The sequence below is a fragment of the Parabacteroides sp. AM58-2XD genome (genome assembly GCF_003463685.1).
GTDB classification, from domain to species: Bacteria; Bacteroidota; Bacteroidia; order Bacteroidales; family Tannerellaceae; genus Parabacteroides; species Parabacteroides segnis.
Genome location: NZ_QSDP01000042.1, coordinates 1 through 15,386 on the forward strand (window position 1 = coordinate 1; position 15,386 = coordinate 15,386).

The following is a 15,386-nucleotide window of genomic DNA, read 5'->3' on the forward strand; positions in this document are numbered from 1 at the left end:
AGAATGATACAATTATTGATATATTCCCTCAATAAAAGTTTATCAAAATAAATCCTTCATTCCTTCATCTATATGATATCTTGTTGGTTATCTTTATGTTACTGATAATAAATAATGAACAAAATGAAGGAAACGCTTTTCAATCCCTGATTTTTAGCTAATAATTGATAGCTTCCAATACCATAAAAAGGTAAATATCTACCGGAAGATTATCTGTCAGCATATCTTATTCTAATACAGAGCCAGTGAACCCTTAGTCCTGATATGCTTTCTTCTTTCTTGTTTTTCAATTATCTGACACTTGTTTGCCATCTGTCGAACGCTTGTTCGATAATTGTGCGATAAGCGTTCGACATATGACAAACAACAACGCATATATAACCTACAGAATAGCAGACTATTAGGATATACCTAATTATCTATTACCGGACTCCTACTTCTTTTCTACCTGTTAACAAAGCCATTTCCTTCATCTTGTTCATCATTTATTATCAGTAACATAAAGATAACCAACAAGATATCATATAGATGAAGGATTTATTTTGATAAACTTTTATTGAGATGTTTAAGCGAATAAAGCATTTATACGATATATATAAAAAGAACCCCTGAAGCCTTTTTGTTCGACTCCAGGGGTTCAACTATCCACATCTCCTTTACCTATTTCACTTATTCTGTTAGCTTTTCTTTGCTAATTCCGATTCGATAGGATCGTTATATTGTTTCTGCAATTTGTGCAGTTCGTCCATCAACTGTTTGGTGATTTCTTCCGTACCGGGTTTATTATAAATGTTATTCATTTCCATCGGGTCGTTTTGCAGGTCGTAAAGTTCCCATACGTCGATGTCATTATAGAAATGCATTAATTTATAACGGTCTGTACGTACGCCATAATGACGTTTTACCATGTGTTCGGCCGGGAACTCATAATAATGGTAATACAAGGAAGTACGCCAGTCTTTCGGATGCTCGCCTTTCAGCAACGGCAGGTAAGAATCACCCTGGATATCTTCAGGAACCGGAGCGCCTGCCAGTTCGAGGAAGGTAGCGGCATGGTCGATATTCTGAACCATTTCAGGAATATCACCCTTTATGCCACCCGGATAGCGAACCAACATCGGTGTGCGGAAAGATTCTTCATACATGAAACGTTTGTCAAACCAACCGTGTTCACCCATATAGAATCCCTGATCGGATGTATAAACGATAATCGTATTATCCAGCAGATCGTTCTTTTCCAGATAATCCAATACACGACCTACATTACGGTCTACCGAATGGATGACACGAATATAATCGTGCATATACTGCTGGTATTTCCATTCTGCTAACGCCTTGCCGGAAAGTTTCTTTTCCTTGAACTCTTTGATGATCGGGTCATAATGCTTGTCCCAGGCGGCTTTCTGTTCCGGAGTCATCCGGTTGTACATATTACGTCCGGCTTTTTCCAATCCCGGATTGGAGTGGATCTCGTTTTCTTTGTCAGCCAGTTTCAGGTCATACACCAGATCCATGTCTTTAATGACACTCATTTCCTGCTGCGAAGCGGCTATACGGCCTCATATTTGTCGTAGAAAGTTTCCGGTATTGGGAAAACAACATCCTTATACAATTCCAGATCGCAGGTATCCGGCATCCAGGTACGGTGCGGAGCCTTATGATGCAGGAGCAGGCAGAACGGTTTGTTCTTATCCCTTTTCTGGTCCATCCAGTCGATAGCCAGATCGGTTGTTATATTGGTGGCGTATCCTTCTATTTGTTTCTTTTCTCCGTTATCGATAAAATAAGGATTGTAATAATCGCCCTGTCCTATCAATATGTTCCAGTAATCGAACCCGGTAGGTTCGGATGTCAGGTGCCATTTACCGACAATAGCGGTCTGGTAACCGGCTTGCTTCAATAGTTTCGGGAACGTCTGTTGTCCGCCGTCGAATGTTTTCGTGTTGTCGGTAAAGCCGTTTGAATGGCTATGCTTACCGGTCAGCAGACAGGCACGGCTGGGACCACTCAACGAGTTGGCAACGAAACTGTTGGTAAAACGGACTCCCTCTTTGGCGATGCGGTCGATGTTCGGAGTCTCGATGAACCGATGATCATACGCACTGATTGTCTGAAACGAATGATCATCACACATAATGTAGAGGATATTCATTGGCTTCTTAGCCTCCTCTGCCCCTGCTTTTTTCTCTTTGCAGGAAGGCAGCGATGCTAACACCGCTGCTCCCGTTAATGAGAATAATACTTTAGACCTAATGTTCTTCATATTCTATATACTTGTATAAATTAGATTACCATCCCGGGTTCTGTTCCCATTTACCTCCTGTCAAAGACAACATACGAGGTTGAATAGGCAACAAATAGTCGCGACCTACATTAAACCGCCATCCCTGCTCATAACCTGCCGGATTGCTGGGCACAACATAACGAAGTGCGTCACCCGGTTTACCTGTCAGGAAGAGATTGTTTCCGGAAGCCTGGTCGTAAACCAACTTACCGCCAAATGCGGGATGGTTTTCCAGGTTACTTCCAGTAAATAAGGCACCTTTCGGCCATTTGCCAACGATCAGTTCTTCGGCAGCAGCCCAACGAAGAATATCTTCCAGACGACGGCCTTCACAGGCTTTCTCGATACGACGTTCACGGCGGACAGCCTGAATATATTTATCCAGATGACGGAACGGATAATCAGCTTCCTGATTATACTCCCGATCAAAATCTACGGCAGGCATACCGGCGCGGTCACGTAACGGTTGCAAAGCTACAATTATTTTCTGAGAATTGGCCGCTCCGTCCAACTCGGCCAACGCTTCGGCATAATTTAACAGGATATCGGCATAACGGAACTGGATTGCCGGGGTTGCTCCTTTAGCTTCAGCATCCAGGCTACCGGTATAATCGATCTGTACATATTTCAGTAAAGAATAACCTGTCATATTCTGATTGTAAGACGAAGTACCAATCAGTGGCGGAACGACATAGTAAGGAGGCAAATCATCCGGACGCAGTTGTTGTCCGGGCGTACAGATCGTCTGCGACAAACGCGGATCACGTACGGTAGGCAATAACTCATCACCAAACACCTTCTTTGCATTTACCAATGCTGCACCGATAAACGGTTTGCCATCTTTTGTCAGATAATCATCGATCAAAGATGCAGTAACACCGATGCTACCTCCTCCCTGGTTCAGATAACGATTTACACTGTTACCCACCTGATCGCCATCATACATTTTAAACCAAAGTACTTCGGAATTAGCCGATAAGTCGGTGGTTTGAAACATCTGGCGGTAGTCATCCAGTTCGTTACCAGTAGAATATATTTTCCATACTCCGCGATCCATTACATCTTTGGCGGCATCGGCAGCCTGTGTAAAGTACCCGCGAATCTTTTCATCCGTTACGGAAGGATCAAAAAACTTATCGCCTTTTGCCTTATGATATTTCTCCCAGGTACCCTCGAAAAGAGCCACTTCACTCTTCAATGCACGGGCAACATCCTTATGGACACGCATGGAAGCACTATTATTCTGTATACCCAAATAAGAAATAGCCTTGTCCAGGTCGGCCAAAATGCTATCCGCCACTACGGTCCGGCTATCCCGAGGTAACTGCATCTCTTCTTCATTAGGGTCAAGCGGAGTACTTACCCATGTCAATGGGCCATAATCCACAAACATCCTGTAATAGTACCAGGCCCGGAAGTAATAGGCTTCGCCGACATACTGATCATAATCGGGACTTCCCTGTTCCACACAGTTATCTAAATTGGCTAATAAAAAGTTCAAATTACGGATAGCCGTATAATTGGTCAGTTTGGCTGCACCGCTCAAAGTAGTCTCCCCTACCAGACGCGAGCTAACAGAACTGGATGACATATTATCACTATTTATATCAGAACCGGCAATACCGTCACCACTACCACCGGCACCGAAGTCTTGTCCCCGCAAGCCGTTACCAAAATTTACTTTTATTTTATCATCTTCATATTTCGGATTGCCTATCTGATAAAACATGTCCAGATAATTTCTCATTTCACCTGTACTGCTGAAAGGCTGCGCAGTCGAAAGTACGCCTTCCGGCATTTTATCCATATCGAAGCAGGATGTTAGGCTGAAAGCCAGAATCACGCCTAAAAATATATTTCTTTTTTTCATATGATCTCTAAATTATAAGTTAACAACCAAGCCTACAGATACTACACGGTTCATCGGATAGTTCTTACCACCCTCACTGGTGTAGTCGTTCTTTGTATAGATCGCTTCCGGGTCAAACATACCTTTCAGTTTTGTAAAGGTCAGCAGGTTTTCACCAGAGAAGAATACCTGAACTTTCTGCATACCTACTTTATTCGTCCAGATAGCAGGAAGGTCATAGCTGATTGTCAGGTTTTTCAAACGGCAATAAGCACCACTCTGAATATATCGGTCGCTGGTAGTCATTGTTTTATCACGGAACGGAACAACACCGCCTGCTGTATGGATATAGGGCTTCGGATAATAAGCTCCCGGATTCGATTCACTCCAGAAATCCAGATGTTCCTTAAACACAGTTACCTGTGCATAGGGACCGCTTCCCCAGAAGTAAGCGCCTGTTCCCGGATCCCAATCACGTTTGCCAACTCCTTGGAACATCATGCTCAGGCTGATGCCTTTCCAACTGATAGAACCGTTAACTGTGTACTGATAACGCGGAGTCGTATTACCGATTACCGTCATATCGCCCATATCATCCAATGTATTTGTCCCGTTATTGATCTTATTATCATTATTCAGGTCACGATATTTCACATCACCCGGAGTCCAGGGTTTACCACTGATAAATGACAAGTCATACTTTTCATTATAAGCATCTGCTTCTTCCTGTGTCTGGATCAGACCGTCGGCACGATACCCCCAGATTTCGCCCACCTTTTTACCGGTATACCAGTTTTCTTTCGGATTTGTTCCGGTCGGGTTGGCATATTCCGTTACTTCTGAAGTTGCATCCGACAATGAACCACCGATCGTATACTGAATATCGCTACCGATCTGTCCGCGATAATTCAGGGCAAGCTCCCAACCGCGGTTTCTCATCCGTGCATTATTGGTCTTAGGTGCATCTGCTCCGAAAATATCCGGAAAGTCGACGCCGGGCCCTAACATATCCTTTGTATCACGCTGGAAAACATCGAGTGTACCGGTCAAAGAGTTCCCTAAGAATCCAAAGTCGAGACCGATATTCTTACTTTCCACCTTTTCCCAGGTAGTAGTCGGATTCACAACACCCGGAGCCCGTGTAAAGATATGACGTCCGTCAGAGAAAATATAATTGCCCAACTTATTGTTCAACTCCATTGTTGCGGCAAAAGTATACAAGGCAGCACCGGCCTGGTTACCCAGCAAACCATAGGAAGCACGCAGTTTCAGGTTTGACAGTACATCAGTCACAGAACTCATGAATTGTTCGCGGGTAATGTTCCATCCCAAAGAGACGGAAGGGAAGAATCCCCAACGATTGCCTGAGGCAAAACGGGAAGAGCCGTCATAACGTCCGTTCAGTTCAACCAGATAACGTCCGTCATAATCATAATTGATACGTCCGAAGAAACCGCGGGTTGCCCAACCGTTACGGGTATCGATGACAGTCTTGTCGCCGGTTCCCATACCGACATTCGGATTGCTGGTCGAATACAGGCCGGTAATGGAGTTCTTCATCAGACTGAACTCATAATCTTCTTCCTGAAAACCAGCCATTACTGTAAAGTTGTGCTTTTCAGCCAAGCTGAAAAGATAATTTGTATACAAATTGATCGACTGATAACGTGTACGGTCATAGCTACGGGTAAACTTACCATCAGGAGACATACCCAATTCCGCACGAACACCTTTTGAAGTACTGACACCGTCGGCACCATAAATAAGCGGACTGACATTTAGTGCTTCGTATTCTTTATTTCCTAATTTATAGGTATAGTCGAAGAATATAACCAGTTCTTAACAGGTTGAATATCCAACCGGCAGTGATATTCATATTATCACGCTGTGTATTTGTATAGGTTCCGCTCTGCAGATAAGGAATCATTGTCAGTTCCGTGAAATGACCGTTCGGGTCGACCGGAGAAACTGTGGGACGGAAACGAGCCAGTGAATGATAGAAACCTTCGCTGATACCACCGTCACCAAACGGAGTATTCTGGTCGGAATGCATGAATTTGGTATTCACTTTCAACTTCATCCAACTAGTCAGCTGCGAAGTAACATTGGCAGCAAAATTATACCGTTTATAATCCATATCGGCATAACGGAGGATTCCGTCTTCCGAATAGTAACCACCTGAAATATAATATTGTGCAGCCTTACCACCACCGCTCAGGCTGATATTATGATTCTGTTTAAACGCCCAGTTCTTATAATGCAAATCAAAATAGTTCACATTACCGACACCAGACTCCGAGTTTTCGAAAGCCGGGTTCATATTGGAATTGGCAGGCAGTTCGAACCACGGATCGACACTGCTCGGATCATTGATATACTGCTGTAACAAAGCTAGTTTCTCATCGCTGTACAAACGCGGAGAACCGGCATTGGTTACACCGGCATTCCAGTATTGTGCAAAATCATACGAATTGACCATATCCGGCAGAACAGTCGGTGTACTCCAACCGACCGTACCCTGGTAGTTGATGCGCGTTTTACCTTCTTCCCCTTTCTTTGTCGTGACAAGAATCACACCGTAAGCGGCACGTGCACCGTAGATAGCACAAGCAGCCGCATCTTTTAATACGGATATATTTTCAATATCACTGGGGTTTACATCGGTGAGGCTCATTTCCACACCATCGACCAGGACGTAAGGGGCCGCATTATTATCCAGGTTACCTTGTCCGCGTAATGTCAAAGTACCGGCTCCACCCGGACGGCCACCATCGGAATTGCTTACCAGCAAACCCGGAACCATCCCTTGTAAACTCTGTACGGCATCGGCAACAGGACGACGTTCCAGCACATCTCCCTTAACGGAAGATACGGAACCGGTCAGATTCACTTTCTTCTGCACGCCATAACCGACAACAACTACTTCATTAATATCAACCGCATCACTAAGCATCTTGATCGTTAAATCCTTCATGCCTTCCTTTATCAGGATTTCCTGAGGGATCAGACCAATATAAGATATTAATAATGTTTGTCCGGGTGATACCGAGATAGAAAAACGGCCATCGGCATCGGCAATCGTACCGTTCTGTGAATCTTTCACCTGAACAGCTGCTCCGGCCAAAGGTTCGGAAGTTGCCTCTTCGAGGATAACCCCCGTTACTGTTTGCTGAGCAAAACCTGCCAAGCAAAACAACATCAGTAAGAATGTTAGAAAAGATTTTTTCATAAAACAATAAATTTAGTAAACAACATAATTTAATTCTCAAGACAGGTAAGTTTTTTCAAATTCACCTATATCCAATAACATCGAATTAACCCTATTTCATAAGCACGCTCTGTTTAGTTAATATTTGCAAAGGCAAAGTTGCACTTTCCGAGACATACCGATGTCAACAATCGTACTTTTCATGTCAAAAACCATCCCAAAGTTCTGTTTACACTGAATGTTTTCTATTTTAGATCGGTTTTATTACATTTGCACTTATTAGAAATAAAGTACGATGAGAAGCATCCCTATTATAAAATTATTACAATTCCTGTTTTTGTTTTACTTCTGTATAGGATATACAAAAGGAGCAACCCCCAGCTATTTTTTCCAGCAGCTGAATCTGGACAAAGGTTTATCGCAAACAACAGTGAATTGTATCCTGGCAGACAATAAAGGATTGATATGGATCGGGACGGCCTCCGGATTGAGTTGTTTCGACCGTTACGGTATGAAAAGTTATTTCCATGAAAAGGATAACCCTTATTCCTGCCGGGAAATACGATTTATTTCATTGCGGAAGATTCATTGAACAATATCTGGGTTTCCACCAATAACGGATTAACCTTATACGATAAAAGCAGCGACTCATTCCGCCCTGTCAAATTCGAAGATAAGATAATCACAACAAATTCATTCCATACATTCTCCGGCTCCATCCTTTTCACAGCTGATGAAGGAGTGTATATCTATGACGGCAAAAGTCGGACTCTTCATAAAAGACCCGTCCTTCAAAAAGACTCATCCGATTTTATACCTTATTATATTCGTCCCTGGGACAAAGACGAAGTATTGCTTATCTCACGCAGAAACGGTATCCTCAGATACAACCCGGTTACCGATCAGATAACTCCTACCGATTATCCGATCCAAACGGGAGACCTGAATGCGGTTTATCTAGATAGTAAGAAAAGGCTTTATCTTTCCTCCTATAATAAAGGCTTCGTTTGTTACGCTCCGGATGGAAAAAAGCTTTACCATATCCATACGGGAAATTCCAAATTAAATAATAACCTGGTACTTGACTTTCTAGAGATAAATAACAAACTCTGGATAACGACCGATGGCGGAGGAATCAATATTATGGATCTGGAAAACACCTCCGATATTACAGCCATTGTCCATACGCCGGGAGACAGGAACACGCTTCCGGTAAATTCCGTCAAATGCATCTATAAAGACAAACAGGATAATATCTGGGTAGGGACAGTCAGAGGCGGTATGATCGGTATCAAAGAAGTTTCATGAAACATATACGGATGTTCCGCGCAACAATACCAACGGATTGAGCGATATATCAGTCATCAGTATCCACGAAGACAAACGGGGACGCTTGTGGCTGGGGACAGACGGAGGCGGTATCAACCAATACGATCCTTATACCGATACCTTCAAACATTATCCATCCACTTACGGAGATAAAGTCGTATCTATTACAGATTATTCGGACTCAGAATTACTCGTTTCCCTATATACCAAAGGTATGTATCTCTTTAATAAAGAAACAGGAAACTACCACCGGCCCTTCTATCTGATCGACGAAGCCACGACGGTCGACCAGTTTCACGGAGGAAATGCCTCACTGGCTTATAGGGTTACCGACGAATGGGCTTATTTTCTGGGTAAAAATGCAGTCAGCCATAGTTTCCGGACCGGTAAGTTCTCTTTCCTGAAGATAGACGGGAAGAAGCTGGCCGTAGGTCCGATGAAAATGGTTTGTGCCGACGATAAATCGGCCTTTATCATCCAAAGCAACAATCTGTATGAAGTATATCACGGCAGCGACACGCTACATATCCTCCTCAGCATCGGAGGACATGAAGCGATCAAAGCGGTAGCACGCAACAAGAACGGTATTTTCTGGATCGGAACGGAGTATGGTTTCGGTTATTTCGATTCTAACACAAAGGAATTCACCAAGATTGAAACCAAACTGTTCAACAGTGTCTCTACCTTGCTACTGGACGAACAGGAACGTCTTTGGATCGGTGCCCGCAATATGTTATTCTCATACGATCTCAAAAAGAAACGTTTCGCCTCCTGGGGAGAATCGGACGGTTATACGACGAATGAGTTCATCTATAAATACCAGGTTTCGTCCATCTCCGATTATATCTATCTGGGTGGCGCCTCCGGATTGCTACGTATCAATAAAAACATACCGACCAAAGAAGAGCCGCTGCCCGAAGTCAGGCTGATGGACGTGTTGCTGAACGGAAACTCCTGTATCGACCAGCTGGAAAACGGTCATAACCGGATAACGATTCCCCATACGCACAGCTCCATTGAAATAAAAGTCATCTCGATGGAAAAAGATGTGTTCCGCAGCAAACTATACCGTTATATGATTAACGGAACCGATCAACAATACACCGAAACATACAACCATGTCCTTTCACTGCGTATGCTGGCTCCGGGCAACTACTCCATCCTGGTGTCCTGCAACTCGAAAAGCGGAGAATGGAGCGAACCGGTCGAAGTACTTCATATCACGGTAACACCTCCCTGGTATCAACGCCCCTACGTCTTTGTCATTTTCATCATCCTGTTAATCCTCTTTCTTTTCTGGTCCGAACGCATAGCGAGGCGGTGCAGAAACCGGAAAATGAAATGGCAGATGAAAGAGCACACCAATAAGATGAATGAGGAAAAGGTACGCTTTCTCATCAACATCAGCCATGAACTGCGTACCCCGCTAACACTGATTTACGCACCTCTGAAAAGGATACTCGACAAAAACGGCTGGAATGAACCGGAAAATCTGAAAGGACAATTATCCGGCATATACAAACAGGTGCTGGATATGCGGAACACCATCAATATGGTATTGGATATGAGCAGCCTGAAGGAGGCGAAGAATACGTTGCACAAAACGCCCCATCAACTGAACGAATGGATCTTTTCCGTCGCCAAAGATTTTGAAAGCGAACTGGAAGCCCGCCATATCCGGATAGACTACCAACTGGATGAACATATCGGACAAGTTTCGTTCGACGGTCCCAAATGTACGACCGTCTTATCGAACCTATTAATGAATGCGCTGAAGTTCAGCCCTTCGGACACGACGATCACCGTATCCAGCGAATTACTGGATGGTAAAGTCCGGGTAAGCGTAGCCGACCAGGGAATCGGTCTGGGTAATCTCGATGCCAATAAACTCTTTACCCGCTACTATCAGGGCAACCACAACCAGTCGGGAAGCGGGATAGGACTCTCTTTCTCCAAAGTTCTGATAGAAAGGCACAAAGGAACGATCGGTGCCATGAACAATGAAGACTGCGGAGCCACTTTCTTCTTTGAACTGCCACTCGATGCCGAGAATGAAAACATAGAAAAAGAAAACCGGCAAGACGTATGGTTCCCGGTTGAAACACCATCCGAAGCGGAGACATTCTCTACAAACCATTATTCTATCATCATCGTAGAAGACAAGAAGGAATTAAGTTCGTTCCTAAAAGAATCCTTACAGGAATCATTCAAAAATGTCTATGTGGCAGGCGACGGAGAAGAGGCCATTGAAATAATTAACCAGAAGCATCCGGACATCATCGTCAGCGACATTATGATGCCGAAGATGAACGGTTATGAATTGTGTAAAAAGATAAAGGAAGATATGGCAACCAGCCATATTCCTGTTATACTCTTAACTGCCAGGGGTGATCTGGATAGCACGACAATGGGATACAAACTGGGAGCGGACGCTTATCTGGCAAAGCCTTTCGATATGGAATTATTACTGGCAGTCATCAGAAACCAGCTAAAAAACAGGGAAGCGATCAGGCAGAAATATAAAGAAAGCCATTTACTTCCTCCGGAAGCAACCCCTTCACAGACAAACAACCTGGACGAAGAGTTCATGCTAAAATTGAACAAGCTGATTTACGACAACCTTTCATCGCGTGAACTCGATGTCAAGTTCCTTACCACGCAGATGGGAATGAGCCGTACGCCGCTTTATGCCAAGCTAAAGGCCTTAACTAATATGGGGGTTAACGATTATATCAATATGATCCGCATAGATAAAGCCAGCCAGCTACTGGTTGGCTCTTCCATGAATATCACAGAGATATCCGAAACTGTAGGATTCGAGTATCCCCGCCATTTCAGCACGCTGTTCAAACAGCTCAAAGGCATGCCGCCATCGCAATACAGGAATAGTAAGGCAACAACAAAAGAATGCGATAGCGAAAGAGAAGATTAGATTCGATATTTGACAAATATGAATATAGCATCGTTGGTAAGGGCGTCGCGACGACCCTCTACATTGACACTGTAAGCCTGTAAGGCTTTAACAAACCAGCCCAGGGTTCTAACCCTGGGTTTATAAAAACCCGCTCCTATCTTTCCGCCCTGTAAGGGCGAAACAGATAAATATCAACCATTTCCATCTTGTCGCACCCTTACAGGGTGCCTCAGAAAGAGAAGGATTCAAGGGAACCCAGGGTTAGAACCCTGGGCTAGTTTGTTACAGGCCTACAGCCTGAAGGCACCGTCACTAATTGGTTCATCCTATAATTAGCAGATAGCTCAAATCTTTCTATAATTACCCCCCATTTATTTCCAGTAAGGCAATGTATAAGGATTGCGATACTGATACCAGTACAACCGATGTGCAGCGGCTTCCTTATCATTGACGAAACTTAATGTAGCCGGATTCCATTTTACCGGACGGTTCAGTTCGCGGGAAATATTTGCCAGACAACAAAGCGTATTAGTGCTGCAACCTACCTCTACCGGAGCAATCGGATTCTCACGTGAACGAACGCAATCGATAAAATTCTGCATATGAGGCGAACTTACTTCATATTCCCCTTTACCGACTTCTTTCTTCTTGGCTTTCAACAAGGAAGGATCCGAACATTCGATATAACCGCGTGCTACCTTCAGCCATCCTTTATCACCGATAAACTGGATACCCTGAGCATTCTCATTATCTTCCCGATAGGGTTGTTCGGTCATCACAATACCGTTGGCATATTTCATGGAAGCATATTTCTGTCCGTTATAACCTGCCGGAGTAAATTCTACCGGACCGGAACCGTCCATACCGATAGCAGCCTGAGCGATGTCAAACATATGGGCACCCCAGTCGGCCGTAAAGCCATTACCGGTTTCCTGATACCAACGCCAGGCTCCCCACAACTGTTCGTTCTGCTCCGGATCGAGAGAGATCGGAGGACAAAGATCCGGATGATAGTGTACCTTCGGATCATTCAACGGTCCCATCCATTGATTGAAGTTCAGATTTCCCGGCACAGGCATTTCCGGCAGATCCAACGGTTTTGGAGGTGCACCGACACGGGCATATATTTTCTCTACATGACCGATCGCTCCATTACGAACCAACTCGATCGCTTTCTGAAACTCTTCGCTCGAACGTTGCTGGCTTCCCACTTGCAGCACCCGCTTGTTATCGCGGACGGCTTTTACCATCGCCAGACCTTCGGCAATTGTATAAGCCAACGGTTTCTGGCAATAAACATCTTTTCCCGCCTGACAGGCATGAATGGTAGTCAAAGCATGCCAGTGGTCGGGAGTTGCCACCTCGATCGCATCGATGTCCTTACGTTCCAGCATATCTTCATAAAACTCATAGCTGTCGCAACGAGGCGCAACGCCCTGTTGCTTCTGCCAGGCCGTAATTCTACGCACAAAACGTTCGCGTTTCATGGAATCTACATCGCAACCGGCAGCAACCTGCACACCCGGACAATTGGAAAAACTGGTAAAATCGGATAAACCTTGCTGCCCCAGCCCGATAAAGCCTAAAACAACCCGATCGCTCGGTGCGATGCGCACTCCATTGATCGACCAGCTGGGAAGGATTGTAAAACTGGCTAGCCCTAGTGCGGACAAACCGAGGAATTTTCTTCGGGAAATTCCTTTCTTCTCGTTCTCTTTCATGGTATTAAATTATATTGGTCTTAAAAAATCAATACCGCAAATGTATAGAATTTATTGTAATAAATAAAAAAAAGCGGGAATATTTGATGAAATATTCCCGCTGATATGATATTGTATTATAGCTTAAAATGCATAACCGAAGCCCATATTCAGATAAATCGGATACATGGCAAAAGTAATCGTATTAAAATCTTTCTTGAATATATCGTTCATACCCCAGGTCAGGTCTGCATACACATTCAAATGTTTGAAGGCTTTCCATTCGCCTCCCAGCTGTAGCCCCCATGCAAAACGACGCAGGTCTTTGGAAAAATCGTAAGGAGCACTTTTACCGTCTTCAAATACGACTTTGTTACCGGTCGGATCGAGTTCACGCAAATAGCCGTCGTACACATCGCCCGTAAAATTACCTTCCATCCGATAGGAAACATACGGTCCGGCATTCAACTTCCAACGTGGAGAAACCCGCCAGGCAGCCAGCACAGGAACAGTCAGATACGAGTTATTTACCTTTGTCTTTACCTGCCCGGTCCAAAAGCCTTTCATACGTTCACCACCATCACCGATGATCTCCATGCTGTAATTCTTTACACGGGCATCTGTTTTCATACCTTTCGTTTCGAGACGTAAAGCAAGCATAATCCCCCAAGTGCGCGCCGGATTAAGCCACTTCGTTACATTCCCCTCGATGGCAATCTGCAATGTCGGGTTATAACTGTCGATGGAGCGTATCTCTTTCGGCAATGGCAATGGAGACGTCCCCCCGATACTGAATCCGGCTTTTACCTCATATTCCAACCCGATCAGATATGAATTGATGATACCGGCATTCTGGTCTTTCTGGGCAAACAGACTATGGCTAGTCAGCAATAATAAACCCAGGATACTTATAATTAATTGTTTTTTCATACTGTTTTATGTTTATTCTTCCACAGAATGGATCAGTTCGACTTCATCTATATATAATGTACTGCCAACTGCTCCGTTGAACAAATCACCTTCTATACTGGAAGAAAATACAATCGCCACATTATATTTTCCAGCTTTCAACTTATCCCGGTCGATAGTTTTACCCGGTCGCATATTAAACGGCAGATAGAATTGCGTCCATTCATCCGTTTCTTTTGCATCTTCGATCCGTGCGACAGAGATCAAGTTGGGATGGCTGAATTTGTTAGTTCCATCCAGCATCTTCACATCATCGGTCGTCTCATAGAAGATCGCATAGATATCGAACATATCTTTTTTACCGGGAACGATCTTTCCTGATTCAGAGAAATCCGGTCCTGCCTTGTACTTATAATATCCGGTCAGATAAGTCGGTACATACTCGAACGGCATACCGAATTTAGTTGCTTTCAAGGCATTCGTTACGGCACTGAGAATATCGAATGTACCCATAAACAAGTTTCCGGCAGCAATCGGCATACCTAACCGACTTCCAAAGTCACCGGTTGAGCGGGTTACTAATCTTACACAATTATCCTTATAGCCTTTATCTGAAGAAAGTGTCGGAAAGGTATCACGGGGGGCATTTACATCTGTCAGAGCAAATCCGGGGTTACCGCTTGCCCAATCCATTATAGTGTTTCCATTATCATCTGTTTCATAGAAAACATCATAGCCAGCTTTACCTTCATGTCTGACCTGTTCAAAACTATATTGTGTACCGATACCGGTTATCACATAATTCACCTCATAGCGTTTCTTCCATTGTCCATCTTCCGAAACGACAGTGTAATACTGCGGTTCGCTAAAATCAAGCGTCGTTCCGCTAGCCGGTGAAATAGAGGCTCCCGGTGTCAAAGTAAATTCGGGCGATTGTTTCGATAAATCAGTATTTGATTTAACCATCAATGTAATCTTATCATTTGTAATAATAGGATCGCGACGCAATATGTCGGCTGGTACTGTACAGGTCAGGATATCAGCTTCTGCATTCGGCGCCTCGTCCTGGATACAGGACATTCCCATAATACTTAAAAAAAGACAGGTTAATAAGCGTGTCAGCTTCATTTTGTTTCTTTTTTAGTGAATAATCCAATAATTACTTTTTCCATAAAGCGACTGCAAATTTACTT

The 15,386-nt window shown here is 44.0% G+C and carries 7 protein-coding genes and 2 pseudogenes; 3 read left to right on the forward strand and 6 right to left on the reverse strand.

Annotation, left to right across the window (positions count from 1 at the left end):
- Window positions 1-677 precede the first annotated feature (677 nt).
- From DXA15_RS11705 to DXA15_RS11715, 3 genes and pseudogenes are all read right to left on the reverse strand, one after another.
- Window positions 678-2,263: pseudogene (locus DXA15_RS11705) on the reverse strand (sulfatase).
- Window positions 2,264-2,288: 25 nt separating this feature from the next.
- Entirely contained in the window at window positions 2,289-4,154 is a 1,866-nt protein-coding gene (locus DXA15_RS11710; protein WP_128134132.1) for a RagB/SusD family nutrient uptake outer membrane protein, read from the reverse strand.
- A 12-nt stretch (window positions 4,155-4,166) separates the two neighbouring features.
- Window positions 4,167-7,362: pseudogene (locus DXA15_RS11715) on the reverse strand (SusC/RagA family TonB-linked outer membrane protein).
- Window positions 7,363-7,636: 274 nt separating this feature from the next.
- Between DXA15_RS11715 and DXA15_RS26390 the strand changes: the two are divergent.
- The 3 genes from DXA15_RS26390 to DXA15_RS11720 are packed head-to-tail and all read left to right on the forward strand — an operon-like array spanning window position 7,637 to window position 11,602.
- Window positions 7,637-7,933 (forward strand): two-component regulator propeller domain-containing protein, encoded by a 297-nt coding sequence (locus tag DXA15_RS26390; protein WP_233567200.1) that lies wholly within the window; start codon window positions 7,637-7,639, stop codon window positions 7,931-7,933.
- Window positions 7,915-8,649, forward strand: a complete 735-nt coding sequence (locus DXA15_RS26395) for a two-component regulator propeller domain-containing protein (protein WP_233567207.1) — start codon at window positions 7,915-7,917, stop codon at window positions 8,647-8,649. Before DXA15_RS26390 ends, DXA15_RS26395 begins: the two co-directional genes overlap by 19 nt.
- A gap of 37 nt (window positions 8,650-8,686) precedes the next feature.
- Window positions 8,687-11,602: a response regulator gene (locus tag DXA15_RS11720; protein ID WP_233567201.1), complete on the forward strand. Its 2,916-nt coding sequence runs from the start codon at window positions 8,687-8,689 to the stop codon at window positions 11,600-11,602.
- A gap of 353 nt (window positions 11,603-11,955) precedes the next feature.
- Here the strand turns inward: DXA15_RS11720 and DXA15_RS11725 are convergent, their stop codons facing one another.
- The 3 genes from DXA15_RS11725 to DXA15_RS11735 form a co-directional block, all read right to left on the reverse strand.
- Complete coding sequence (locus DXA15_RS11725) at window positions 11,956-13,305, reverse strand: Gfo/Idh/MocA family protein (protein ID WP_128134133.1); 1,350 nt, start codon at window positions 13,303-13,305, stop codon at window positions 11,956-11,958.
- 123 nt (window positions 13,306-13,428) lie between these two features.
- Entirely contained in the window at window positions 13,429-14,214 is a 786-nt protein-coding gene (locus DXA15_RS11730) for a porin family protein (protein ID WP_128134134.1), read from the reverse strand.
- Window positions 14,215-14,226: 12 nt separating this feature from the next.
- Window positions 14,227-15,321: a PCMD domain-containing protein gene (locus tag DXA15_RS11735; RefSeq protein ID WP_128134135.1), complete on the reverse strand. Its 1,095-nt coding sequence runs from the start codon at window positions 15,319-15,321 to the stop codon at window positions 14,227-14,229.
- Between the last annotated feature and the right edge of the window lie 65 nt (window positions 15,322-15,386).